This is a genomic window from Vibrio sp. D173a, assembly GCF_030248475.1.
This window is the reverse complement of record NZ_JAHGAH010000012.1, coordinates 16889-40029: the sequence shown is the minus strand read 5'-3', so window position 1 is coordinate 40029 and position 23141 is coordinate 16889. Positions and strand designations below refer to the sequence as shown.

At 44.3% G+C, this 23141-nt stretch carries 28 protein-coding genes; 9 read left to right on the top strand and 19 right to left on the bottom strand.

All coding sequences use genetic code 11. From position 1 onward, the window contains the following. Window positions 1-8 precede the first annotated feature (8 nt). The 7 genes from KIV40_RS02170 to KIV40_RS02140 are packed head-to-tail and all read right to left on the bottom strand — an operon-like array spanning window position 9 to window position 5716. Window positions 9-1001 (bottom strand): GNAT family N-acetyltransferase, encoded by a 993-nt coding sequence (locus KIV40_RS02170; RefSeq protein WP_285347886.1) that lies wholly within the window; start codon window positions 999-1001, stop codon window positions 9-11. Continuing rightward, complete coding sequence (locus KIV40_RS02165; protein WP_012126825.1) at window positions 1001-2152, bottom strand: LegC family aminotransferase; 1152 nt, start codon at window positions 2150-2152, stop codon at window positions 1001-1003. Before KIV40_RS02165 ends, KIV40_RS02170 begins: the two co-directional genes overlap by 1 nt. A 12-nt stretch (window positions 2153-2164) precedes the next feature. Then, the gene (locus KIV40_RS02160) at window positions 2165-3355 is read right to left on the bottom strand and encodes a UDP-N-acetylglucosamine 4,6-dehydratase (RefSeq protein WP_012126824.1); all 1191 of its coding nucleotides are present in this window, start codon (window positions 3353-3355) and stop codon (window positions 2165-2167) included. 2 nt (window positions 3356-3357) lie between these two features. Further along, the gene (locus KIV40_RS02155) at window positions 3358-3837 is read right to left on the bottom strand and encodes a serine acetyltransferase (protein ID WP_012126823.1); all 480 of its coding nucleotides are present in this window, start codon (window positions 3835-3837) and stop codon (window positions 3358-3360) included. Between the two features lies 1 nt (window position 3838). Further along, window positions 3839-4564 (bottom strand): glycosyltransferase family 25 protein, encoded by a 726-nt coding sequence (locus tag KIV40_RS02150; protein WP_012126822.1) that lies wholly within the window; start codon window positions 4562-4564, stop codon window positions 3839-3841. Window positions 4565-4567: 3 nt separating this feature from the next. Continuing rightward, the gene (locus KIV40_RS02145) at window positions 4568-5284 is read right to left on the bottom strand and encodes a 3-deoxy-D-manno-octulosonic acid kinase (RefSeq protein ID WP_012126821.1); all 717 of its coding nucleotides are present in this window, start codon (window positions 5282-5284) and stop codon (window positions 4568-4570) included. Between the two features lie 27 nt (window positions 5285-5311). Then, a complete protein-coding gene (locus KIV40_RS02140) occupies window positions 5312-5716 on the bottom strand; it encodes a diacylglycerol kinase (RefSeq protein WP_012126820.1) in 405 nt (134 codons plus the stop codon). 103 nt (window positions 5717-5819) lie between these two features. Between KIV40_RS02140 and KIV40_RS02135 the strand changes: the two genes are divergently transcribed. From KIV40_RS02135 to KIV40_RS02115, 5 genes are read left to right on the top strand one after another with little or no spacing between them, the layout of a single operon-like run. After that, window positions 5820-6875, top strand: coding sequence for a glycosyltransferase family 9 protein (locus KIV40_RS02135; protein ID WP_285347857.1), 1056 nt, complete (start codon window positions 5820-5822; stop codon window positions 6873-6875). Window positions 6876-6913: 38 nt separating this feature from the next. Next, a complete protein-coding gene (locus tag KIV40_RS02130) occupies window positions 6914-7696 on the top strand; it encodes a glycosyltransferase family 2 protein (RefSeq protein ID WP_285347856.1) in 783 nt (260 codons plus the stop codon). 1 nt (window position 7697) lies between these two features. Further along, window positions 7698-8729 (top strand): glycosyltransferase family 4 protein, encoded by a 1032-nt coding sequence (locus tag KIV40_RS02125; RefSeq protein ID WP_285347855.1) that lies wholly within the window; start codon window positions 7698-7700, stop codon window positions 8727-8729. Beyond that, the gene (gene coaD, locus KIV40_RS02120) at window positions 8726-9205 is read left to right on the top strand and encodes a pantetheine-phosphate adenylyltransferase (RefSeq protein WP_012126816.1); all 480 of its coding nucleotides are present in this window, start codon (window positions 8726-8728) and stop codon (window positions 9203-9205) included. The genes KIV40_RS02125 and coaD overlap by 4 nt, the downstream gene beginning before the upstream one ends. After that, a complete protein-coding gene (locus KIV40_RS02115) occupies window positions 9202-10128 on the top strand; it encodes a glycosyl transferase family 90 (protein WP_285347853.1) in 927 nt (308 codons plus the stop codon). The genes coaD and KIV40_RS02115 overlap by 4 nt, the downstream gene beginning before the upstream one ends. 21 nt (window positions 10129-10149) lie before the next feature. On the opposite strand, the gene mutM is transcribed toward KIV40_RS02115, so the two are convergent. The 5 genes from mutM to radC form a co-directional block, all read right to left on the bottom strand. Then, a complete protein-coding gene (gene mutM, locus KIV40_RS02110) occupies window positions 10150-10959 on the bottom strand; it encodes a bifunctional DNA-formamidopyrimidine glycosylase/DNA-(apurinic or apyrimidinic site) lyase (protein WP_285347852.1) in 810 nt (269 codons plus the stop codon). Window positions 10960-11062: 103 nt separating this feature from the next. Continuing rightward, entirely contained in the window at window positions 11063-11539 is a 477-nt protein-coding gene (locus KIV40_RS02105) for a hypothetical protein (protein ID WP_285347851.1), read from the bottom strand. Window positions 11540-11716: 177 nt separating this feature from the next. After that, entirely contained in the window at window positions 11717-11887 is a 171-nt protein-coding gene (gene rpmG, locus KIV40_RS02100) for a 50S ribosomal protein L33 (protein ID WP_004410866.1), read from the bottom strand. Window positions 11888-11900: 13 nt separating this feature from the next. Beyond that, window positions 11901-12137: a 50S ribosomal protein L28 gene (gene rpmB / locus KIV40_RS02095; protein ID WP_005384783.1), complete on the bottom strand. Its 237-nt coding sequence runs from the start codon at window positions 12135-12137 to the stop codon at window positions 11901-11903. Window positions 12138-12440: 303 nt separating this feature from the next. Beyond that, window positions 12441-13115, bottom strand: a complete 675-nt coding sequence (gene radC, locus KIV40_RS02090) for a DNA repair protein RadC (RefSeq protein WP_285347850.1) — start codon at window positions 13113-13115, stop codon at window positions 12441-12443. 338 nt (window positions 13116-13453) lie between these two features. Here radC and coaBC point away from each other — a divergent pair, with 338 nt between their 5' ends. The 3 genes from coaBC to KIV40_RS02075 all read left to right on the top strand — a co-directional run bounded on the left by coaBC (window position 13454) and on the right by KIV40_RS02075 (window position 16360). Further along, window positions 13454-14653: a bifunctional phosphopantothenoylcysteine decarboxylase/phosphopantothenate--cysteine ligase CoaBC gene (coaBC, locus tag KIV40_RS02085; protein WP_285347848.1), complete on the top strand. Its 1200-nt coding sequence runs from the start codon at window positions 13454-13456 to the stop codon at window positions 14651-14653. 160 nt (window positions 14654-14813) lie between these two features. Beyond that, on the top strand, window positions 14814-15404 hold the full coding sequence (slmA, locus tag KIV40_RS02080) for a nucleoid occlusion factor SlmA (RefSeq protein ID WP_012126810.1): 591 nt from the start codon (window positions 14814-14816) through the stop codon (window positions 15402-15404). A gap of 5 nt (window positions 15405-15409) precedes the next feature. Continuing rightward, window positions 15410-16360 carry a Kdo(2)-lipid IV(A) acyltransferase gene (locus KIV40_RS02075; protein WP_010650196.1) on the top strand — a complete coding sequence of 317 codons (951 nt, stop codon included), beginning with the start codon at window positions 15410-15412 and terminating at the stop codon, window positions 16358-16360. Window positions 16361-16430: 70 nt separating this feature from the next. Here the strand turns inward: KIV40_RS02075 and pyrE are convergent, their stop codons facing one another. Next, window positions 16431-17072, bottom strand: coding sequence for an orotate phosphoribosyltransferase (gene pyrE, locus KIV40_RS02070; protein WP_041853424.1), 642 nt, complete (start codon window positions 17070-17072; stop codon window positions 16431-16433). Between the two features lie 224 nt (window positions 17073-17296). Further along, window positions 17297-18013: a ribonuclease PH gene (gene rph, locus KIV40_RS02065; RefSeq protein WP_005430192.1), complete on the bottom strand. Its 717-nt coding sequence runs from the start codon at window positions 18011-18013 to the stop codon at window positions 17297-17299. A 174-nt stretch (window positions 18014-18187) separates the two neighbouring features. Here rph and KIV40_RS02060 point away from each other — a divergent pair, with 174 nt between their 5' ends. Then, complete coding sequence (locus KIV40_RS02060; protein WP_005535311.1) at window positions 18188-19054, top strand: YicC/YloC family endoribonuclease; 867 nt, start codon at window positions 18188-18190, stop codon at window positions 19052-19054. Between the two features lie 66 nt (window positions 19055-19120). Here KIV40_RS02060 and KIV40_RS02055 read toward each other — a convergent pair whose 3' ends face one another. The 5 genes from KIV40_RS02055 to KIV40_RS02035 all read right to left on the bottom strand — a co-directional run bounded on the left by KIV40_RS02055 (window position 19121) and on the right by KIV40_RS02035 (window position 23134). Continuing rightward, the gene (locus KIV40_RS02055) at window positions 19121-20074 is read right to left on the bottom strand and encodes a DMT family transporter (RefSeq protein WP_012126808.1); all 954 of its coding nucleotides are present in this window, start codon (window positions 20072-20074) and stop codon (window positions 19121-19123) included. Window positions 20075-20272: 198 nt separating this feature from the next. Continuing rightward, a complete protein-coding gene (locus KIV40_RS02050; protein WP_285347845.1) occupies window positions 20273-20644 on the bottom strand; it encodes a hypothetical protein in 372 nt (123 codons plus the stop codon). A 167-nt stretch (window positions 20645-20811) separates the two neighbouring features. Beyond that, window positions 20812-21237, bottom strand: a complete 426-nt coding sequence (locus KIV40_RS02045; RefSeq protein ID WP_012126806.1) for a phosphate-starvation-inducible protein PsiE — start codon at window positions 21235-21237, stop codon at window positions 20812-20814. 163 nt (window positions 21238-21400) lie between these two features. Continuing rightward, window positions 21401-22240 (bottom strand): ABC transporter ATP-binding protein, encoded by an 840-nt coding sequence (locus KIV40_RS02040; RefSeq protein WP_005529144.1) that lies wholly within the window; start codon window positions 22238-22240, stop codon window positions 21401-21403. 36 nt (window positions 22241-22276) lie between these two features. Then, on the bottom strand, window positions 22277-23134 hold the full coding sequence (locus tag KIV40_RS02035; protein ID WP_005430191.1) for an ABC transporter ATP-binding protein: 858 nt from the start codon (window positions 23132-23134) through the stop codon (window positions 22277-22279). Window positions 23135-23141: the final 7 nt, after the last annotated feature.

Below are 23141 nucleotides of genomic sequence, written 5' to 3'. Positions count from 1 at the left end.
GGTTACCTCTAAGCTCGGTATAATTGAAATAGTTTTGGAGGGCTTACATCTTTATGTTGTTCAGCCCACATTTGATTCAGCATTTGACGTTTTTCAGGAAGAAAGTCTAAGCCCGCAATGTAGAATGGCATCGTAAGTGGTGAGAACTTCGACTTAAACTTAAACAGGCTGTCATCAGGAGAAGACGTTCTACCACCACCCAGCATCATATAACGGCAACCCTTACTTTTGGCATGTTCAAAGGCGGCATCAAGTAGCAGGTAGTTACCATTTTCTTTGGCTAACGCTTGGTTGTTCGCCGACAAATGATAGTGAGCTAATTCTTTCCCGCACATAAAAAAACCGATAGAGGCGAAAGTACTCTCTTTCTTCGTTGCGAGTAAGTCGACTCCTTCCAGAGCGCTCAGAGCATTAAAATAATCTTCTTGGAAATAAAAAAAGTCACTTGCAGAGTTTTTCTGCATCGTTTCGTAATACATTTCCATAAAGCTGGAAAGCTCGACTGAGCTCGTCTCTATTGTGAGTTTTTTTTCAGCCTTTTTTATTATGTTTCTTGTCGTTTTTGAATATAACTTGCGTCGTTCCTCTGCGCTTTTTTCCAAATCAACAATGACCACTTGCCTTTCTGGTAAGTTCATTTCGAAAAGCGAGGCCATATTCCCTAAAGAATTAAATGGATGAAAACGGATAAATTCACATACTATGTTTTGCTCTTTACAGAAATCTCTGTAGGCACCAAAAGCACGACATAAAAACTGCTCATCTAATGAGTTCGAAACTGGACCACCGTAACCATATGGAGTCTCTAAATCATATAGTTCTTCGTCAATTTCTTTGCCTGAAACATTTTTGATACGGCGTTTTAGAGCACTAAACTGCACATTGGAATCACCTTCTTCATACTTGAATTCAAAGTGTTCACACTCACCTTCATACAACGCGGAATATTCTCGTTGGTAATAGATATCTGAGGGTAAATTTCTAATTGTAATATCAGTCATCATCTAGCTCGAAGTATTGGAGTACTAGGCAAATTAATTAGGTGCGCCTCAATAAACTCTGAGTAAGTTAGGTCACCACGTATTGCATTCTCAAACATAGGTAATCTGTGCATGAGCTGCCAAATCGGTCGAGTCATCACACCTGAACCATTTGTGCCTTTAAGTACCTCTTCGCGACTTTCTTTATCCGGACAAATGATTGCATTTAACCAATAGTTTGACTTCGCATACTCTGGCTCAATGACAAAGTTAAAATCTGTACCTTTGAAGAAGTTTTTATAGTGTTCTGCAAGCAATCTTTTTTGCTTCAAATACTGCTCGATAACTTCCATCTGTGCACATCCCAGAGCAGCATTCAGGTTAGGCATGCGGTAGTTAAAGCCAGGTTCATCATGGAAGAACTCATACGGATGAGGAACTTTTGCTGTCGTCGTGACATGCTTAGTACGCGCACCTAATTCTTGAGTCTTACATAACACCATGCCACCACCGCCTGTGGTGATGATCTTGTTGCCATTGAAGCTGACAGCACCAAAATCACCAATAGTACCGGTGTGTTTGCCCTTATAGAACGAGCCTAGGCTTTCTGCGGCATCTTCAACCAACGTGATGTTCCATTTCAAGCAAACGGCAACCAATTCATCAAGCTCTACAGGGTGACCAAACGTGTGCATTGGTACAACGGCTTTGATTCTTCTACCTGTTTTTTTATGGATACACCCCGCGTCTGTGACTTCAGCATTCTCTTCTAAAAATGCATCCACAGCCTTAGGGCACAACCCTAAACTCACTGGAGATACATCCAGAAAAATAGGCTCAGCCCCCATATGATAAAGAGCATTGCAGGTTGCAACAAAAGTCAAAGCTTGCGTGACGACCAAGTCGCCTCTTTGAACATCAGCCATGTACAATGCAGCATGCAATGCTGCTGTACCATTCACTGTCGCTACAGCTTTAGCCGCACCAGTGTAAGTTTCAATTTTTCTCTCAAAATCATCAACAAACTTACCGACGCTAGAAACAAATGTACTTTCAATCGTTTCCATTACGTACGCTTTTTCGTTGCCATCGAAAGTCGGTGCATGTAAGGGAATAAATTCGTCTGTTTTGTAAGTATCTCTCACAAATTCAACAATAGATGTCGCTTTCATTGAATGCTCCACTTACATCTTGCTATCGAGGTATTTACCTGTTTCTTTGTGCCCAAAATCAGGAATCATGGTAAAGAACAGTTTCACAATCTGCTCTTTGGTCCAAGCTCGCTCATCTTTCATCTCAGAGATGCTGTTTTCAAACAAAGTAAGAAGCTCTTGCTCATAAAGAGGTTCATTTTTGATAATGCCCAGATTTTCGAATCGAGACATATCCAGCTCTTCTTTATCTGTAAAAAACTCTTCGAAGTCTTTTTCACCCGTTGTATCACTTGCAGTAAACAAACATGGCCACTTGCCCTGCTCTGGAAGTGTATGTGCAAGTTGACGAGCTTCTTCTTCTGTTTCACATAGGTGAGGTTCAAAACCAAGTTGCTCTAGGTATTTCACCGCGATATCTGCAAACGAAATAAGATGTAGAGCTTCACTCAGTTTCGGGAAGAAAATGTCACGGTTTTCGCCAAAGATACAAGACATTAAACATAGTTCTCCCGACTCTTGAGGGGTAACAAAGTAACGCTTGATGTCGTTTGGGGCCACGATAGGTTGGCGCTTTTGGATACGTTGGTTAAATCCGTGAAGTAGCGAGCCATCAGAGAATGCCACATTTGCAAATCGAGCAGTTGAGATTGCCATTTGCTCGCTTTTACGCATCAGGAACATTTCCATAATACGTTTGGATGCTCCCATCATATTGACTGGATTTGCAGCTTTATCTGTTGAAACACAGAAATACTTTTTCGCGCCAGCATCAATAGACTGCTGGATCGTTTTGTCGGTATTAAAAACATTCACGTCGATCATGCGCATCAGTGTATAAGGATCTTTTTCACTTCTAACATGCTTAAGCGCAGATAGGTTCAATACATAATCGAACTTACCATCGGCTTTAATGAATGCGTCGTACTCTAGAGAACCAATGTCCAAAGCAAATGTTTGGAAGTCACCATCAATATAACCAAATGAGCTACGGATATCTCGGACAAGCTCTACCATATTGTTTTCACTAATATCGACAACGTGTAGCTTCTTAGGGTTACGTTTAAAAATCTCTTTAGTTACGGCTTGTCCGATTGAGCCAGCGCCGCCCAGAACAAGGAAACTTGACGCAGAAACAATACGTGACAGTTCAGATTCATGATGCTGAATGTCTTGATCAAACAAAGCCTCTGTGCGGCCAATCAGGTTTAATATTGAAATCATTGCTATTCTTTCTCTATTTGAGGCTTTCTAGCCGTAATACTTTTATTATTGCCCACTATCGAGCTGTTATCAGCCACGTTTTTTGTGATGACCGCATTTGCTCCAACGTAACAATTCTTACCAATTGAAATCCCGCCAATGATCTTTGCCCCACTGCCAATGTAAGTGTTTTCTGATACGTGAGCCATCGAGTTATCGGAGTCAAAGTTGCTGCCAATCGTGACTTGTTGATAAATTCGACATCCTTTTTCCACTTTTGCTTGCGAACCGATCACAATTCCACAAGGGTGAGGAAACAATACTGTTGGATGAATGTCGGCTAAATGGCTAACATCACAGTTGTAAACATAAAAAATACGTCTTTGAAAACGCTTGCGTATAAAACGAGAGTGTTGCGTCCCCCAAAACATTAGATCTAATTCGGCACGAAACTTTTTTGAGGGTTCAGACGTAGAAAGCCATTTTATCAATAGTTTAAGCATCCTATTTGACCTTCTTCGGTGGGTTGCGAAATAAATGCCACTTACGCCAAAGAGCACACTGAATAGAATACAACTCCCGCGTAAGTCGATTCATTTTATTACTCTTCTCGAGCTTACCGACACTAGAATCAAAATCTGTTTCATTCTTAACGATACCTGGCATTATGCCTCGGCATGCAACTTCATTTGACCAAAACTGGTCCATGTAATCATCAACAGGCAGTAGCCATTCTTGAGCAGATTCAATGAACTTTTTTGCAGCCATTGGAGTGACGAAGTAAGATCGAGTTGCGCCTGGGCCTCGTAAATACTCGACGACATCATGAGATTTATATGAACCAATTTTGACGAATGGCCGTTTGCGTCCATTAACAAATAAACGAACATAACCATATGGTTGGAGCTCGTTGATGTTTTTCATCGAATCATCAAAACATTCTTCTAGTTGAGCATCATCCTCAATGACAACAATCGGCTCATTTAACTCTAGGCACTTTTCCCAAAGCAAATAGTGACTGGCGAAGCACCCCAATTCACCTGGTGTCATTCCATAGCCTTTCACTCTAAGTCTTTTCTCAACGTTGTACTTGCTAAACAGAGGATGCTCGCCTTTACGTCCATCTATTGCATCAAAAAACTCAAAGTCTTGCTCTACACCAGCAAATTGAGCTTCGATATGCGCGCGGCGCTCAACTGCGCTTTCCAAACTAATCACAAACGTACGCATTCTCTATCCTTTATTACTTTGGTGGTAACCGCTTAGCAAACAGTCAAAATCTTGGAGGCTCCACGCAATCGCGCATTTACCTTTTTCTTTATTAAATGAGCGCAATAGTCGCTCTAAGTTCTCTTTAGAAACCTTAGTATCTGTAGATGAAAAGCACTTATCAAAGTCGATAATCCAGACCTTGTCTTGGTCATCAATTAAGATGTTATGAATGTTCAAGTCGGTGTGGTTCACATTAACTTTATGCATCTTGGCAATTTCTTGCCCAATCTTCTGGTACATCACTTCCGATAATGGTTTTTCTTGCAAAATACTGACCAAGTCTCTGGCATTTGGAATTCTTTCGCTGAGAAGATCCGCTTGGTAAGTCAAACCTGTTTTAACTGCTCGCGCGGCAATCGGGCGAGGAACATTAACGCCGGCATCTATCAAAATCTGCAAAAGATTTAACTCCTGAGCACTACGAGTTTGTTCCCAACCAGAAAACCAGTATTGGTCTTTCACAAGTTTGCCGAATAGACCACCTCGGCGATAATGTCGAAGGGCTGCTTGCATAGAGTCGAGTTGAACAAACCAGGTTGTTCCCCGACCAGAAGCGCTGCCCAAGATTTTACCTTGTTCTTGCCAATAGCCGGCATCAAACAATGGCAATGTTGGGTCTGAAATGATTTCATCATCAAACCAAATCGTGCAATTACCTTGTTGTGAAGTTTGAATCATATCTTTGATACTCACAGATAAAGTGATTTAGAGATACAGACTAAGCAAGATATACAGCCATGTGAATCCAGCGAACGCTAATGCCACCATAACCGCCGCTGAGCCGATATCTTTTGCTCGCCCACTCAATTCATGATGCTCGACACCCACGCGATCCACTACCGCCTCTATCGCGGAATTGATCAACTCAGCAATCAGAACAAGAACGACGACACCAAGCATCAAAATGCGTTCTATGACACTCAAGTCAAAAACACAGACCAAAACGATGGCAATGGCTAGCATCACAAGCTCTTGTCTAATCGCCGCTTCATGTTTAAACGCCGCCCTTAAGCCTTTCGCAGAGTATCCCGTCGCTTTGATGATGCGCTTTAAACCAGTGTTTCCAGGTTTACCCGAATTTGGAGATTGATGTTGTTGGCAATTTGACATTGCGAAGACTCGTCAGTGCTCAGTATAGAAGCGGTGTATTTTACATTTATTGGGGATGTCTGCATAATTTACCTGCATCTATTTATCTGATCAGACAATAACTATGTTCACTTCTGCCCCTTCTTCACTCTGTATATTGCGTTTATCTGCAATTGGTGACGTTTGCAATACTATCGCGACGGTTCAAGCGATTCAAAAACAATGGCCTGAGACCCATATCACTTGGATTACTGGCAAACTTGAAGCTCAATTGCTGCAAGCGATAGATGACGTTGAGGTGATTGCTTTTGATAAAAAAGCAGGACTTGATGGCTACAAATCACTGTGGAAGCAACTCAAAGGACGCGAGTTTGATGCTTTGCTTCATATGCAATATGCCATTCGAGCGAGCGTGGCGACGTTGGGTATCAAAGCGAAATACAAACTTGGGTTCTCTTCTGACCGCAGCCAAGATTTTCAAACTTTGTTCACCAATGTCAAAGTTCCTTCACCAAGCTCTTTGCATGTTGCGGATGGTTTAATGGCGTTTGCCAATCAGATTGGAGTACCTCAATCGGAACTATCTTGGTCTTTATCTTACTCAGAAGAGGATAGTACTTGGGCTAAGGCAAAACTAGGTACGGTGCAACCAAACTTGTTATTGGTTCCCGGAGCAAGTAAAGCCTACAAGAACTGGAACGCGAAGGGTTATGTGGATGTCATTAATCATGCGCGAGAGAAAGGCTGGAATGTCATACTAGCGGGCAGTCCTGCAAAGGTCGAAGTTGACCTAGCAAATGAGATTCAAGCTTTGTTACGTGAACCTTGTTTAAACTTAGTAGGAGAAAGCTCCATCCTACAAATGCTAGCTTTAATCGATAAGGTGGAGATGGTGATAGCACCAGATACTGGCCCAGCTCACATGGCTAGTGCAATGAACACACCGATTATTGGTTTATATGCCCATCACAATCCTATTCGAGTGGGCCCTTATCGCTATTTAAAGTATGCCGTATCTGTATATGAAGAAGTGATTCTTGCAGAAACAGGAAAGTCTAGCCAAGAATTAAGTTGGCGAACCCGAGCAAAGGATGAAGCCGCAATGAACCGCATTACAAGCGATCGTGTCGTCGCTATGTTGGACCAAGTCGTAGAAGATTTGTATCCACAATATCAGTAAATTATACCTGTAGAAGATTGTTTAAGAAGGAAACTACCTTGTCTAAACCTACCTTAGCCGTCGCGTTGATCGTTAAAAATGAAGAGAAGCATCTAAAAGCTTGTCTAGACACAGTAAAAGATTGGGTCGATGAGATTGTTCTTCTAGATTCAGGTAGTACTGACACCACTGAAGAGATCGCTAGGCAGTATACTGATAAGTTTTATACCAATTTAGAATGGCCTGGGTTTGGCAAGCAACGCCAGCTTGCCCAAGACTATGTGGAATCGGATTTTGTGCTTTGGTTGGATGCCGATGAGCGTGTTACCGGTGAATTACGCGAAGACATACTCAACGCAATCAGCCAACACTGCGATAAAAACATTTATCGTGTGAACCGACTGACGACAGCCTTTGCAAAAGAGATTCGTTACTCAGGCTGGTCACCTGATTGGGTGGTACGTTTATACAAGACATCAGAAACGAAATATAACGACGCGCTCGTTCATGAAAGCGTTGTTATTCCCGATGGCTTTAAAGTTGTTTCATTAAATGGTCGTTTGAAGCATTTTACTTATGAAAAGCTTGGTGAGTACACGCGAAAAACCCAACTGTACATTCAATCTTGGGCAGACCAGCGTGAAGGTAAAAAGTCAGCCTCACTTTTTAGTGCATTTACCCATGGTTTCTTCCGTTTCTTCAAAATGTATATTATTAAACGTGGCTTCTTAGATGGTCGACATGGTTTTTTACTCGCCATACTAAGTGCAAATACAACCTTTACTCGCTATGCAGACCTGTGGCTGCGTGATTACGTCAAAAAACATAATAAAGAGCAATAACATGAACATTTGCCACGTTAACTTAGCTTCTGGATACCATGGTGGCGAGAATCAGACGCTGCAACTCATTAAGCAGCAAGTGAAGCTCGGCTATCAACTGACAGTTGTTGCAAACCCTAAAAGCCCTTTCGCCGATGCGGTAAAAGCGTTAGGCGTTAAAGCGGTATTAGCGAACCACTTTACCAAAGCACACTCAAAATCTATCACTAAGGATTGTGCTCTGATCCATGTGCATGAAGGACGTGCTATTTATTGGGCTCTGATCCAACATATGCTCTACGGCAAACCATATATTGTCACTCGCCGAATCGACAACGCATTGAAAAAGAAATGGTTGGCAAACTTAGCCTATTCGAAAGCCTCCGCTGTGGTTGGTTTAAGTACTGAAATAGTTCAGAGAGTGAAAGACGCTTACCCAACTTCAGTAACCTACAAGATCCCAAGTTCACCGGTGAGATACCCTGCTAACGCTGAGACTGTACAAGCGATTAAAGACCGCTTCTCAGGTAAATTTATAGTGATACATGGAGCAAACATGCTGAAACATAAAGGCTTCAATATCACTGTCGATGCGGCAAGGCTATTAGAAAAGTCCGCACCCTTTGTGCATTTTTGTTTACTAGGTGATGGTTCAGAGAGACAGACACTTGAGTCACAAGCAAAAGGCCTAACTAACATCAGTTTCGAGGGAAAACAAAGCAATATGGGCGATTGGTTTGCCGCGGCAAATTTGCAAGTTCATCCTTCTTACACAGAGGGGCTGGGCTCTGTCATTTTGGAAGGTATGGGCTCTGGTTTACCTGTTATAGGTACTAATGCAGGTGGTATCCCTGACATTATCGACCACAATTCGAACGGCTTACTTGTTGAACCAGGTAATGCACAAGAGTTGGCGAATGCAATAATGAAGATCGCTCAAGATGAAAAGCTTCAACAAGAATTCATCGCCAATGGGCAAGAGAAACTGAAGTTATTTGATATCAACTACACTGCTAACCAATACGTAGATGTTTACGAGAAAGTTTTACGATGAAAAAAGTCATTTACCCAGGAACGTTTGACCCAATCACTAACGGTCACCTAGATATCATTACGCGTGCCGCAAACATGTTTGATCAAATTATTATCGGTGTCGCAGCAAGTCCTTCGAAAAAAACACTGTTTAGCCTAGAAGAACGAGTAAAACTTGTTGAAGAATCAACAGCGCACTTAAGCAATGTATCAACCGCTGGTTTTAGTGGCTTACTGGTTGATTTTGCTCGTGAGCAAGAAGCAAATGTACTGGTGCGCGGCCTTAGAACAACTGTCGACTTTGAATACGAATTTGGCCTAACGAGCATGTATCGCAAACTGTTACCAGGTGTTGAGAGCGTGTTCCTGACGCCAGCAGAAGAGTATGCTTTTCTCTCTTCTACCATCGTCCGTGAAGTAGCAATCCATGGCGGTGATGTCGAGCAGTTTGTGCCAAAATGTGTTTATACAGCTATCAAAACAAAGGTAGCCAAATGAGCTTCACTAAACTCAAATACTATTCCAGCAACTCATTAATATCGCTCATTCCCGCCTCGCTTTTTCGACTGTATGCCAAAAGAAAGCTAAAGGCATACGACGAGAATGAGCAAAGTGACATTCAAGCTAGAGTCAAATATTACAACAAGATCATAGAGCAATTTGAAGTAGGCAATAAAGGAACTAAAGTCGGTAGTTTTAAGAAAACTAGTGGGACAACATATTACTTCGATTTACTCAAAGTCATTAAAGGCTTTCCGTCAAACTTCGCTTTTCATTACCTCAACGGTGATGTTCGACACGTCCCAGATGAGCCGACATTTGTGAAAAGTCGCCCCATTAGCGACGATAATGGCAACTCAGTAATATTAAAATTAAATGCAATTCGACACTTTTACTTTGTTCGCGATAAATTGTCATTTGAAGCAAAGAAAAATATGGTGGCTTGGCGTGGTGTAGGATTCCAACCACATAGACAGGTTGTGTTACAGAAATTTCATGATCATCCAATGTGCAATATTGGCCAGACTCGACCTTTAGATGGAAATCCATGGGAGAAAGAGTTTATGTCAATAGAAGAGCAACTTACTTACAAGTTCCTTTTGGCCATTGAAGGAAATGACGTTGCCACCAACCTTAAATGGGCAATGTCCTCAAATTCACTAGTGCTCATGTCGAAGCCAACTTGCGAAACTTGGTTTATGGAGGGTCGCCTCAAAGCGGGCATTCACTATGTTGAAGTTGCGGATGACTACTCTGATTTAATTGAGAAAATGGAATACTACATCGCGCATCCAGAAGAAGCGGAAAGCATCATCAAAAATGCTCACGCATGGGTCGATCAGTTCCGCGATCAAAAACGCGAGCGTTTAATTTCATTATTGGTCGCGAAAAAATACTTCGAGAAATCAGGACAAATGTAACCTTGGCTCTCTTCTTAAGCCCTACTTCTGACATACTCCGCAAAAGAAGGTATTACGTTGGCCTATCTTTTGCTCTTGGAGAGCTTCGCCGCATTCTGGGCATGGCTCTCCGGCTTTTCCGTAAACTAACAGCTCTTGTGCGAAGTAACCTGGCTTGCCATCAGCTTGGGCGAAATCTTTCAGTGTGGTTCCGCCTTGCTGTATAGCGATCTCTAGCGTGGCTTTAATGTTCTCCACCAGCAATTGCCACTCTTTCTTGGTTAGCTTACCTGCAGGGCGAGTGGGATGAATACGTGATTTAAACAATGATTCGTTGGCGTAGATATTTCCGACTCCAACAACGATTTTGTTGTCCATGATGAACTGCTTAATCGCAACGCGCTTACCTTTGGCTTTCTCTGCTACGTAGTCCGCGTTGAACTCTTCAGTTAATGGCTCTGGTCCCATATGACCTAAAACTGCATGTGGCTCATTGGGCGCACTCCACAGCCATGCGCCAAAACGACGTGGATCGTTGTAACGCAGTATCTTTCCATTAGTTAGTTTGAGATCCACATGATCGTGCTTTGCTGGAGGAAAATCAGCATCTAACACACGCAGTGAACCCGACATACCTAAGTGAACAATCGCAGTTCCTTCGTCCGTTTCTATCAACAGATACTTAGCGCGGCGACTGATATTCCGAATCACCTGCCCTTCCAGCTTTTTAAGCTCTTGCGGGATATCCCAACGCAGTTTCGGGGTTCTAAATACAAATGCCTTGATCGTTTGGCCAATCATATGTGGGCTGATGCCCATTCGGCTTACTTCAACTTCAGGTAATTCAGGCATTTGATTCTCCTTACAGCGCTAAGAACTTTGATACTGGATGGCTAGCATAATCGAAAAAAGTTAAGACAAATACTGGTGATGCAAAGGGTTATTGCCAATAACGTTACTTGGGCATGATGTAATTGCCATCAACAGAAATCGCAATCCATTTTCCTTGCCAGTTTTTAAACAACCAGAAATCGTCAAGACGATAGAACGTCACTCGCTGTGGCTCCTCGAGCCCTTGATACCAAATTTCGATGCTTTCCGGTGATGATAAGCTCGGCTTCAACTGCTCGTATTGCTCTAGTGTCAGCTCAGTACCTTCCAATGACTGCCAACGAGTCACAAGCTCTTGTACGGGAATATTCGCTTTAATGTTCGATTGCCATTGGCCATTCTGCTTATCTAATTCCCAACCGGCATAGTAGATAGCACTGACGTCATGATCAGAGCGCAGCAAGTTTGGATAAGGATCCGCTGCTTCTTCAATAAGGTAAGATTTGATCCATGTTGGTGCATTGAGGATCAGCATAAATACGATGATGCCTAGGATAAGAATGTTATTCCAACGACGGCGACGAGCCGGACTTACACGCATAGTGGTTCCTAATCTCAAGTAGTTAGAGACAAACTATCAAAGCTCATCAATCTTGACTAGAACATCTGTATGCAAACGTGGTGAGGATGGAAATGAAGGAGAGATGGAGGAATTTTAGGTAATAAAAAACCCAACTCGAAAGCTGGGTTTTTCAAATCATCAAAGAGATAAAACCAATTATTTGATTTTAGCTTCTTTGTACATAACGTGCTGGCGTACAACTGGATCAAACTTCTTGATCTCAAATTTGCCTGGCATGTTACGCTTGTTCTTATCAGTTGTGTAGAAGTGGCCTGTACCTGCTGAAGATACTAGACGGATTTTCTCACGAACGCCTTTCTTTGCCATTGCCTATTTCCTCTTAAACGTTTTCGCCACGTGCACGCATATCAGCAAGAACAGTATCAATACCCTTCTTGTCGATGATACGCATACCTTTTGCAGATAGGCGTAGTTTAACAAAACGTTTTTCGCTCTCTACCCAGAAACGATGAGTTTGTAGGTTCGGCAGAAAACGACGCTTAGTAGCATTTCGTGCGTGTGAACGGTTGTTACCCGTTACTGGACGCTTACCAGTTACTTGGCATACTCGTGACATGAATGTCTTCTCCAAAATCGTTTCAGCTCGATATCAACCTTGGTGGCCGAACCTCTCTATTTCTTGGAAAGAAGTTAGAGGTTAAGAACCGCTATGGAAAATCCATACAAGGCTATCAAAGGTCGCGCATTATACTAACTTGATATGCATTGCTCAAGACCCGAACAGATCCTTTTTACAGGTTTTCGTGATCTTTTTTTAGACAGCAGGTTTTTTCTAGCAGTCCAAGCTGAATTCAGTTAAAAATTTAGTGGCGAGGATGATAGCAGATTTTTAGCAACTAACAACCTAAAAAACGCACAGTTATATCCAACCTCTTTCGGCAAAAGAGACGCTTTCCCCATCTCCGATAACGAAATGGTCCAAAATTCGAATATCCACCAGCGCTAAAGCGTCGATTAAACGCCTGGTAATCCTTCTATCTGCTTGGCTAGGTTCCGCCACACCTGACGGGTGGTTGTGAGCCAAAATCAATGCAGCGGCGTTGTGGTGCAAGGCGCGTTTGACGACTTCTCTCGGATAAACCGATGCAGCATCGAGTGTACCTTCGAATAAAATCTCATCTTTTATCACCCGATGTTGGTTATCTAAGAAAAGAATGTAAAAAGCCTCTCTTTGACGGTCTCTTAATATAGAGGAAAGATAAAGTTTGGTTTGTTCAGGGCTGGTTAACGCGTCACCACGTTTTAATGTCTCAGCTAAATAGCGTTGCGTCATTTCCAAAACAGCTTGTAACTGCACGTATTTCGCTTGCCCTAACCCTTTATGCTGGCAAAAATCTTTCTCTGAGGCAGAGAACAGCTGGCGCAGTGATCCAAAGTCTTGAATAAGAAAGTCAGAAAGCTCTATTACGTTCATGCCTTGCGTGCCTGTACGTAGGAAAATTGCAAGTAACTCCGCATCCGATAGCGCTTGCGGACCGCGTTGCAGCAATTTCTCTCTTGGCATGGACTCGTTAGGCAAGGTTTTCAGTGTCATTAGGCGGTTCTCTCTTTAAGTGAGCGCCTATTGCACAAAATAAAAAGCGAAAGTCGAACCTGACTTTCGCTTTTTTCGTTCCATCTTTGTATTTGCTGTAATAATGCAATTTATCAACAACCACCTGCTACAACGCCTTCCTACCTTTCTTACTCGACACTGAACCACCAACTCTCTATACAGACTGGCTGTATTGCACGCAATACTGCCCGCTCCAGTTTTGTCTGAAAAGATTAATATTCTGTAGTTTGATATGGATTAGCTTCTCATCAGATTTGCTTAGGCGATGAGAGATTCAGTTGTGCTAAACTCGTCGCCAGAAAAATTGGAGATCTCACATGCAAACACTAGCAGGAAAGAAAATTCTACTCGGCATCAGTGGCGGTATTGCCGCGTATAAATGTGCGGAACTAACCCGTCGCCTAATAGAAAGAGGCGCGCAAGTTCAAGTAGTGATGACCAAAGCGGCGAAGGAGTTCATTACTCCCTTAACCATGCAGGCAGTCTCTGGGCGTCCGGTGTCGGACAGCTTGTTAGACCCAGCAGCAGAAGCGTCGATGGGTCACATTGAACTGGCAAAATGGGCAGATTTGGTTCTTCTTGCTCCTGCAACTGCAGATTTGATTGCACGTATGTCGGCAGGCATGGGTAATGATTTACTCACCACGTTAGTGCTTGCGACTGATTCACCAGTAGCGGTATCTCCGGCAATGAATCAACAGATGTACCGCAATGTCGCAACTCAAGAAAACATCGCGACACTGGCACGCCGTGGTATGCACATTTGGGGCCCTGCGGCCGGTGAGCAAGCGTGTGGTGATGTTGGTCCTGGTCGAATGCTAGAGCCAATGCAGTTAGTGCATATGTGTGAGCAGTTCTTCCAACCGAAGCTGCTGGTAGGAAAATCGGTACTGATCACCGCAGGTCCAACTCGTGAAGCAATTGATCCAGTACGTTACATTTCTAACCACAGTTCAGGAAAAATGGGCTTTGCACTAGCAAATGCAGCAGCACAACTAGGTGCGAAGGTCACGCTAGTCAGTGGGCCTGTCAGCTTGAATACGCCAGCGGGTGTTGAGCGTATCAATGTTGCAAGTGCACAAGAGATGCATGATGCAGTAATGGCTCACGCGCCTAACCACGATGCTTTCATTAGCTGCGCCGCCGTAGCCGATTACCGCCCAGAAAATGTAGCGTCTCAAAAGTTGAAAAAGACGGAAAACAACGATCAGATGACCATCAACATGGTCAAGAATCCTGATATCGTAGCGACCGTCGCCAATATGGTAGAGCAACGTCCATTCACAGTTGGGTTCGCAGCAGAGACCAATGACGTAGAAACCTATGCTCGCGGTAAGCTGGTAAAGAAAAACCTCGATATGATTTGTGCGAACGATGTTTCTGTTGAAGGCCAAGGTTTTAACAGTAACGACAACGCCATCACTTTATTCTGGCCAGAAGGCGAGCAGGCGTTGGCATTAGAATCCAAAGAAGCGTTAAGTTTCAGAATTTTGGAAAAAATGCACGAATTGATGTAATTGCCATTCGCTTTTCATAGAAAACTGGCACAAATTTGGTACAAACATGACAAGTGAGGGTGTTAAAGCTCCCATTACCTCCTCACTGGTCTAGTTTGATGCCAAAGAGCGTCTTATAATCCCCTCCGCTCAACTTTGTATTTTGAAAGGAAGTAACTAAATGGCCGGCAGTAAAAAAACCAATCGTCGTGAAGAAATCTTGCAAGCTCTCGCGCAGATGCTTGAATCTACAGAAGGTGCTTCACGCATTACTACGGCAAAATTGGCGAAACAGGTCGGTGTTTCAGAAGCGGCACTTTACCGCCACTTCCCAAGTAAAGCTCGCATGTTTGAAGGCTTGATTGAGTTCATCGAAGAAGCACTCATGACACGCATCAACCGTATTTTGGATGATGAGAAAGACACGCTGGAGCGCATTCGTATGGTAATGCACCTTATTCTGGCATTCTCAGAACGTAACCCGGGTTTGACACGCATTCTTTCTGGCCATGCTCTAATGTTTGAAAATGAGCGCCTACGCGATCGCATCAACCAACTGTTTGAACGTATCGAAACGCAACTTCGTCAGATCCTTCGTGAACGTAAGATCCGTGAAGGCAAATCGTTCCCAGTGGAAGAGCGCATTTTGGCGGCTCAAATCCTAGGACAAGTTGAAGGCAGCTTGAACCGCTTTGTTCGTAGTGATTTCAAATACCAACCAACGGCGAACTTTGACGAGTATTGGGCACTTCTTAGCGCACAAATTAAGTAGAGATTATGAGTAAAGACAAATTCACTAAGCCGGAGTTTTCTCTTTCCCTTCTCCACCCCCGTAACTGGGGCGTTTGGCTCGGCTTTGGCTTTTTGGCTATCGTGGTCAATATCCTTCCATACCGCATGCTCCTATCGTTAGGTCGCACACTTGGTCACCTTGGTATGCGTTACGGCAAAGGTCGTGTCCATGTTGCGACACGTAACCTTGAGTTGGCTTTCCCAGATAAAACGCCTGAAGAGATCCAACATATCGTTGAAGAGAACTTCAAAAACACCGGTATGGCGCTGATCGAAACCGGCATCACTTGGTTCTGGCCAACATGGCGTTTCAAAACTCTGATTGTCGAAAAAAACCTAGGCGCTCTGCGTGAGAAAAATGCAGAAGGCAAAGGCGTACTGTTGTGCTGCGTGCACGCACTCAATCTTGAAATCACGGCGCGTGCCTTTGCAGTGCTTGGCGTGGCGGGTTACGGCGCATTTCGTCCGCACAACAACCCTGCGTACAACTTCATTCAGTACTGGGGTCGCACACACAACGGCAACAAGCTGATTGATCGTAAAGACGTTAAACATATGATTCGCGTTTTACGTAGCGGTGAGCGTTTGTTCTACTTACCGGACCACGATTACGGTCGTAACAAGTCAGTATTCGTGCCTTTCTTCGCAGTTGAAGACGCTTGTACCACGACAGGCACCAGCATTCTGGCTTACACGTCTAAGTGCTCGATTATTCCGGGCTCTGGCTTCCGTAATGAAGATGGCAAGTATGAAATCATCGCTGATAAGTGTATTGAAGCTGACTATCCGAAAAAAGACGAAGTTGCAGCAGCGGCTTACATGAACACCTTTGTGGAAGAAGTGATTCTGCGCGCACCAGAGCAGTGGATGTGGCTGCACAAACGCTACAAGACCATGGCTGATGAAACTGCGCCAAAAGGCATTCGCTACAAGTAAGTGATAAAGATAAAAGAAAGGGGCTGATGGATATCCACCAGCCCCTTTTTCTTTAATGATGAAAGAACAATTAAATGCCGTATTCCGCGCGGTACGCTTTTACTGCTTCTAGGTGCTCTTTGTCTGTACCTTTCTCTTCAAGGAAAGTCACAAGGTCTGTCAGGCTAACGATTGAGATGATTGCACAACCGAAATCACGCTCCACTTCTTGAATCGCAGATAGCTCACCTTTGCCTTTTTCTTGGCGGTCAATCGCAACTAACACACCTGCTAGGTCCGCACCGTTTGCTTGGATGATTTCCATTGATTCGCGAATCGCGGTACCTGCTGTGATTACGTCATCTACTAGCATGATACGACCTTCAAGCGCCGAGCCTACAAGGTTACCGCCTTCGCCGTGGCCTTTTGCTTCTTTACGGTTGAAGCAGTAAGGCGTGTCGATGTCGTGGTGATCCGCTAGCGCTACTGCTGTTGTCGTCGCGATTGGGATACCTTTGTACGCAGGGCCAAACAGTACATCAAACTCAATGCCTGAATCCGCAAGCGCTGCTGCGTAAAAACGACCAAGACGCGCTAGGTCACGACCAGTATTGAAAAGACCAGCGTTAAAGAAGTACGGGCTTTTACGGCCAGATTTCAAAGTAAACTCACCAAACTTAAGAACTTCTTTCTCAAGTGCAAACTCAATAAATTCACGCTGGTATGCTTTCATTATTTTCTCTCTAAATGCAGGCTTGGTATCCATATTCCCAAGCAGTTAATAAACACTAATGCGTTATCTCCTAAGTAGATGGATTTACAGCTAGGCAGCAAGTTTTTCTATCCCTATGAGCATAGTTTTCTATGTGATTAGGGTAGAAAAATGAAGCGAACAACGCTGTAGATTCATATACGACGGAGATAAAAAAATAGCCCCCATAATGGGAGCTATCAAAATCAATTGGCTAACGCCGCCTTCTGCGCTGCGACAATTTCTGTAATGCCGACTTTCGCCGACTCTAACAGTGCCATCAGCTGCTCGTGACTGAACGGTTCACCCTCTGCGGTGCCCTGAATTTCAATCATCTTGCCTTCTTCTGTCATTACAACGTTCATGTCTGTGTCTGCCGCTGAATCTTCAACGTACTCAAGGTCACACAGAACATCATCACCTAGCAAACCAACTGAAACTGCCGCTACGTGGCCTTTCATTGGGTTTGCTTTTAGCTTGCCGCTATCCACTAGGTGTTGGAACGCATCTGCCATTGCAACGCTTGCGCCGCTGATAGATGCAGTGCGAGTGCCGCCGTCTGCTTGGATAACATCACAGTCAACTGTGATCATGAACTCACCCATCGCTTGTAGATCAACCACAGCGCGTAGGCTACGTGCGATCAAGCGTTGGATTTCCATAGTACGACCGCCTTGCTTACCGTTCGCAGCTTCACGACGCGTACGCGAGTGAGTTGCACGAGGTAGCATACCGTATTCAGCCGTTACCCAGCCTTTACCTTGACCTTTTAGCCAACGAGGCACAGATTCTTCAACGGTCGCATTACACAACACTTTGGTGTTACCAAATTCAACTAACACTGAGCCTTCAGCGTAAGCTGTGTAGTTACGAGTAATTTTGATTGGGCGAACTTGGTCCGCCTTGCGATCGTTTGGACGCATGGGCATCTACCTTAAGTAATGAGGAGAAGACGATTTGGTTGGGCGCAGATTATAACGGAATCGATTAAATAAAGCTATCTGGACAATCTCGACTCAGAATAGCAAAGCCACTGCCATTTGGCTGTGCTACTATTGCGGGGTAATTTTCAGCAAATTAGAAGACAGGAAAATTCAATGATTTACAGTATGACAGCGTACGCGCGTAAAGAAGTGAAAGGCGATTGGGGCAGCGCAGTGTGGGAAATCCGCAGTGTAAACCAACGCTACCTAGAAACTTACTTCCGTATGCCAGAGCAGTTCCGTGCTCTTGAGCCAGTACTGCGTGAGCGTTTTCGTAAGCGCCTAGCACGCGGCAAAGTAGAATGTAGCCTGCGTTTTGAAGCGAACCCAGCAGCAAAAGCGGAGCTAAGCATCAATGAAGCACTTGCGAACCAAGTGATCAAAGCCGCTGAGCAAGTGATGCACATGACTGGTGAGCTAAGCCGCATCAACCCATTCCAAGTAATGCAATGGCCAGGTGTGATGGAAACGCCAGAGCAGAACATGGATGAGGTAAACAAAGAACTGCTTGCTGCTTTTGACGAAGCAATCAGCGAGTTCATCGACGCGCGTGGCCGTGAAGGCGACAACATGAAAGCGCTTATCGAGCAACGCCTAGAAGCGATCACATCAGAAGTTGTGAAAGTACGCGCACGCATGCCAGAAATCCTAGAGTGGCAACGTGAGCGCCTGTTCTCGAAGTTTGAAGATGCGAAAGTAGAGCTAGACCCATCTCGCGTTGAGCAAGAACTTATCCTTCTGGCACAGAAATCAGACGTAGCAGAAGAGCTAGATCGTCTTGATTCTCACGTGAAAGAAACCACAAACATCCTGAAGAAAGGTGGCGCAGTTGGCCGTCGTCTAGATTTCATGATGCAAGAGTTCAACCGTGAGTCGAACACGCTAGCGTCAAAATCTATCAGCACAGACATCACCGCATCAGGTGTTGAACTGAAAGTTCTGATTGAGCAAATGCGTGAACAGATCCAGAACATCGAATAACAGACCTTTCGATTTATCTTCTAAAGCCCTGCATTGCAGGGCTTTTTTAATGACCTTTAGTCTGTGTTAGGCATTGAGATTCTTCATACAATGCTCACATAGCACCGGCTTTGGCTCTGCAGATTTAAGGCGAAAGCGCTGCCAGAAAGCAGGCTCGGCTTTCGTTACAAAAATACCCCCGAGTAATGGCAGCAGCAGGGCAACAGAAACCAACGACAAACTGTTACCCGCAATCCATGTTGAAAGGCTAAGCGCAATCAACGGGAAAAACAGAAAACAGATCGAGGCAGTAAATGGCGTCGACACCTGTCCAAGTTTAAAGTACGCCACAATGCCACCTACGCTGGCAAACATACCAAGGTAAATCACCGCGGTAATCGAATCTATTGAGAACTGAGAAATGTCTGGCCGTTCAACAAGCAGTGAGGTGATAAACAACAATACGGAAGCGACAAAGCTAGGAAAGGCGTTGTAAGTCAGTACTGGAATGCCCTTACAGAACTTTTCGACAAACACATACATCACCGAATGAATCGCGACCGCCCCACCTAAAGCGAGAAAGCCCAGTAGATAATCGTCGCCACCTAAACTCATCTCTTTAGCCAGAATCAGAATTAAGCTCAGAACCGCCACCAAAAGACCAGCAACTTGCGATTTCCGTAACCTAAGCCCAAGGAACAAGCTCGATGTCACCATCACTGCTATCGGCATATTGGCGAAGATGATCGAAGCAAGACCTGATGAAATGTACTGTTCGCCAAAAATCATCAAGGTAAATGGAATCGCGAAATAGAAAATCGCGACCACGAACATCCAAAATACTTTTCCCTTAGGAAAGAACAAGGGCTGATTGAGGTGTTTTGCCAACATGATTAATAGCGGCGCTGCGATCAAAAAGCGCAGTCCGGTAGCAAAAATGGGCGGAATAGTTTGCACCGCCACTTCCATCGCAAACCACGTGGTACCCCAAATTAAACAAACAGACACAAACAAGATGATTGGTAAATGCTTATGCGTCATAGCGACCTCCCGCTTTCCGGTTGATAACAAGGTTTGGCAGGTGCGCAGCAAGGTGCTCGTTACGAGCAATTAGATTAGTTTTCATTTTTCATTCCCATCACAGGATGGTGCAAATAGAGAGCTATTCACACGCATAACAAATTCACACGGCAATTCGTGCAGTAACATTGTTGGCAGCGATACGCTGCGAGATAGGAATTAAGCTATCGGAGGACGATAGTGAGAGTGCATGTCTGCACTGGTGTAGAGGGCGGCTTCACTTACCGCTATTTCATCTCGGAATGGAGCCTCATAAGATCTTGGCTGAGTTTCAACAACAGCCGTACCCGATGCGTGGCCATGGGAGCAACACTGCTTTTCAAAGCATGTTCCGCCAGGTTCACAACAACCCGGTTCGTCCTGTTTAGCTGAGCCAAAGGTTAAATCACAGTAGCTAATATGCAGAGACTCAGCCGTCGTGATGTGGCTCACTGTTGATGGTATTTCTGCACGAGCGATACCGCTTGAAAGCGCAAATGCAATCAAGAAACTCAACAGAAAATAAATTGTCGATATGCTTTTCGCCAACATCACAATATCTCATCAGAACAGGTAAAAAGGTTATTGTGAAGATACTCATCAATTAGACAAGAAACAAGATGGCTTGAGATGACTTTACACTTTTTTACCCCAATGCCATTTGGATGTGATTCCCCTTCACACAAAAAATTAAGCCTCGCACTGAGCGAGGCTTAACATCATTCGTCTTTTTCGGCGGTTTGATTATTGATATACGGCCAATAATGGTGACCAACTCGAATAACCAAGGTTGCAGCCGCCAGAATAAATGCCGCTAAAGATAACCACACGATCATCACTGAATCGAGCTCTTTCATACCTAAAGTGATATAACGAGCAATCGCCATCATAGCAATGTAGATCGGGTATCGAACCGGTATCTTACCGTTCATCACGAACTGCCCGACCATGGCCAGCACTTCCAGATAGATGAACATTAATAGGATGTCATCGAGTGACACGCGCTTTTGCACATATATATGGACAAACTCTTCAACCATCGCCCACACCGTCGCCATCGTGATGGCAACCAAAAGTACGGCTTCAAGCAGGTGAAACAGCTTCAGAAATGGACGACTGAATGATTTAGGTAAATGCGACGGCATAGTCAACTATCCAAACAAATCAAAGGAATAAGCTTGCAGTATAGCATGCTCTTTTCAAGAAGCTGAAGACGCATCCTCCCTCCAGTTATAAAAATACGCTCATAATAAAAACGCTCCAACTAAGTGGAGCGATTTCGATGATGATTTTACTCGGCGGATGGCATTACGCCACTTGCTGCTTTTTTTCTGCTAAGCGCTTTTTCTTGCGATACTTCGGATGAGTAATTGGGATCGCAGAGAGGAGCTTCTTGGTGTAGTCATTTTGAGGGTTCGCGTAGATTTCTTTCGCGTTACCCGCTTCGACTACCTTGCCAAAATACATCACCGCCACTTTGTCAGAGACATGCTTCACAACAGACAAATCATGCGAGATAAAGATAATCGCTAAATTCATCTCTTGTTGCAGTTGAAGCAGTAAGTTTAGGATTTGCGCCTGAACCGATACGTCCAATGCCGACACCGATTCATCACAAATCAGCAACTTAGGCTTAAGTGCAATCGCACGTGCAATACCAATACGCTGACGCTGACCACCTGAAAACTCATGCGGATAGCGGTTCACTGCGGTTTCTGGCAAGCCAACTTTAACCAGTAGCTCTTTCACCCATTGCTTACGCTCTGCAGAAGTACCGATATTGTGAATCACATACGGCTCTTCGAGAATCATGCCAATGGTATGACGTTGGTTGAGTGATTCCATTGGGTCTTGAAAGACAATCTGCATGTCTTTACGCAACGAACGCATTTCTTTGACAGAAAACTTGGTGATGTCTTTACCTTCAAAGAAAATCTTACCTTCCGTTGGCTCGTACAACTTGAGAATCGTGCGGCCAAGGGTACTCTTACCACAACCAGACTCACCTACTAGGCCAAGGGTTTCCCCCTCACCTACTGATAGCGACACACCATCTACCGCTTTGATGGTGTAGCCTTTCTTAAACAGTCCTTTACCAGATACAAAGTGCTGCTTAAGATTTTCAATTCTTAATACTTCTTTGGCCATAACATCCTCTTTTATGACTTGTTCACTTTGCACCAGTTAGCTAGCAAACATGCTGGCATCGATCGGTTTAATGTCGATCATTTGCTTAGGCTCGTTATCTAAGCTTGGCATCAAGCCCATCAAACGTTCAGTGTATGGGTGTTGCGGGTTATCGAATAGCTCGAAAATCTCTGCCTTTTCAACAATACGACCACCATACATCACCGCCACGTCATCACACACTTCAGCAACTACACCAAGATCGTGGGTAATGAAGATCATCGCCATGCCCGTTTCTTCTTGCAGCTCGTTCATTAGTTCAAGAATAGACGCCTGTACCGTTACATCCAGTGCAGTGGTTGGCTCATCACAAATCAGAATATCGGGCTTACACGCCAACGCCATGGCGATCATCACACGCTGACGCATGCCGCCAGACAGATTGTGTGGATACTCATTCAAGCGCTTTTCTGGCATTGGGATTTTCACTTTCGCCAACATTTCAATGGCGTAAGCTTCACGTTCTTTCTTATCCAACTCAGGACGGTGTAGCTCTAGCACCTCACAAAGCTGACGACCAATAGAGTGCACTGGGTTAAGCGCCGTCATTGGATCCTGGAAGATGATTGAAATGCGATCACCGCGCATGGCATACATTTCTTCTGCCGGCAGTGTCACCAAGTTTGTACCGCGGTAATCAACCTCACCATTGACGATATTACCGTAAGGTTTCGGCAGCAAACCCATGATGGACATGGAGGTCACACTCTTACCACTGCCCGATTCGCCTACTAGGCCAAGGGTACGCCCAGCGCGAACATCAAAGTTCACGCCATGCAGTACTTTCACTGGGCCGTCATCAGTAGTGAATTCCACTTCTAGGTCTTTAACACTCAGGATTACATCGTTTTCCATAACACAT

Bases quoted from the DNA above. Each gene is read 5' to 3' on its own strand.
- slmA (WP_012126810.1), top strand. From the start codon at position 14,814: ATGGCCGGCAGTAAAAAAACCAATCGTCGTGAAGAAATCTTGCAAGCT.
- KIV40_RS02035 (WP_005430191.1), bottom strand. From the start codon at position 23,134: ATGGAAAACGATGTAATCCTGAGTGTTAAAGACCTAGAAGTGGAATTC.
- coaD (WP_012126816.1), top strand. From the start codon at position 8,726: ATGAAAAAAGTCATTTACCCAGGAACGTTTGACCCAATCACTAACGGT.
- KIV40_RS02055 (WP_012126808.1), bottom strand. From the start codon at position 20,074: ATGACGCATAAGCATTTACCAATCATCTTGTTTGTGTCTGTTTGTTTA.
- radC (WP_285347850.1), bottom strand. From the start codon at position 13,115: ATGACACTGAAAACCTTGCCTAACGAGTCCATGCCAAGAGAGAAATTG.
- KIV40_RS02155 (WP_012126823.1), bottom strand. From the start codon at position 3,837: ATGCTTAAACTATTGATAAAATGGCTTTCTACGTCTGAACCCTCAAAA.
- mutM (WP_285347852.1), bottom strand. From the start codon at position 10,959: ATGCCTGAATTACCTGAAGTTGAAGTAAGCCGAATGGGCATCAGCCCA.
- KIV40_RS02045 (WP_012126806.1), bottom strand. From the start codon at position 21,237: ATGCCGTCGCATTTACCTAAATCATTCAGTCGTCCATTTCTGAAGCTG.
- KIV40_RS02145 (WP_012126821.1), bottom strand. From the start codon at position 5,284: ATGATTCAAACTTCACAACAAGGTAATTGCACGATTTGGTTTGATGAT.
- KIV40_RS02140 (WP_012126820.1), bottom strand. From the start codon at position 5,716: ATGTCAAATTGCCAACAACATCAATCTCCAAATTCGGGTAAACCTGGA.
- pyrE (WP_041853424.1), bottom strand. From the start codon at position 17,072: ATGAAAGCATACCAGCGTGAATTTATTGAGTTTGCACTTGAGAAAGAA.
- rpmB (WP_005384783.1), bottom strand. From the start codon at position 12,137: ATGTCACGAGTATGCCAAGTAACTGGTAAGCGTCCAGTAACGGGTAAC.
- KIV40_RS02125 (WP_285347855.1), top strand. From the start codon at position 7,698: ATGAACATTTGCCACGTTAACTTAGCTTCTGGATACCATGGTGGCGAG.
- KIV40_RS02135 (WP_285347857.1), top strand. From the start codon at position 5,820: ATGTTCACTTCTGCCCCTTCTTCACTCTGTATATTGCGTTTATCTGCA.
- KIV40_RS02150 (WP_012126822.1), bottom strand. From the start codon at position 4,564: ATGCGTACGTTTGTGATTAGTTTGGAAAGCGCAGTTGAGCGCCGCGCG.
- KIV40_RS02060 (WP_005535311.1), top strand. From the start codon at position 18,188: ATGATTTACAGTATGACAGCGTACGCGCGTAAAGAAGTGAAAGGCGAT.
- KIV40_RS02160 (WP_012126824.1), bottom strand. From the start codon at position 3,355: ATGATTTCAATATTAAACCTGATTGGCCGCACAGAGGCTTTGTTTGAT.
- KIV40_RS02040 (WP_005529144.1), bottom strand. From the start codon at position 22,240: ATGGCCAAAGAAGTATTAAGAATTGAAAATCTTAAGCAGCACTTTGTA.
- KIV40_RS02105 (WP_285347851.1), bottom strand. From the start codon at position 11,539: ATGCGTGTAAGTCCGGCTCGTCGCCGTCGTTGGAATAACATTCTTATC.
- KIV40_RS02075 (WP_010650196.1), top strand. From the start codon at position 15,410: ATGAGTAAAGACAAATTCACTAAGCCGGAGTTTTCTCTTTCCCTTCTC.
- KIV40_RS02170 (WP_285347886.1), bottom strand. From the start codon at position 1,001: ATGACTGATATTACAATTAGAAATTTACCCTCAGATATCTATTACCAA.
- KIV40_RS02115 (WP_285347853.1), top strand. From the start codon at position 9,202: ATGAGCTTCACTAAACTCAAATACTATTCCAGCAACTCATTAATATCG.
- KIV40_RS02050 (WP_285347845.1), bottom strand. From the start codon at position 20,644: ATGTTGGCGAAAAGCATATCGACAATTTATTTTCTGTTGAGTTTCTTG.
- rpmG (WP_004410866.1), bottom strand. From the start codon at position 11,887: ATGGCAAAGAAAGGCGTTCGTGAGAAAATCCGTCTAGTATCTTCAGCA.
- rph (WP_005430192.1), bottom strand. From the start codon at position 18,013: ATGCGTCCAAACGATCGCAAGGCGGACCAAGTTCGCCCAATCAAAATT.
- KIV40_RS02165 (WP_012126825.1), bottom strand. From the start codon at position 2,152: ATGAAAGCGACATCTATTGTTGAATTTGTGAGAGATACTTACAAAACA.
- coaBC (WP_285347848.1), top strand. From the start codon at position 13,454: ATGCAAACACTAGCAGGAAAGAAAATTCTACTCGGCATCAGTGGCGGT.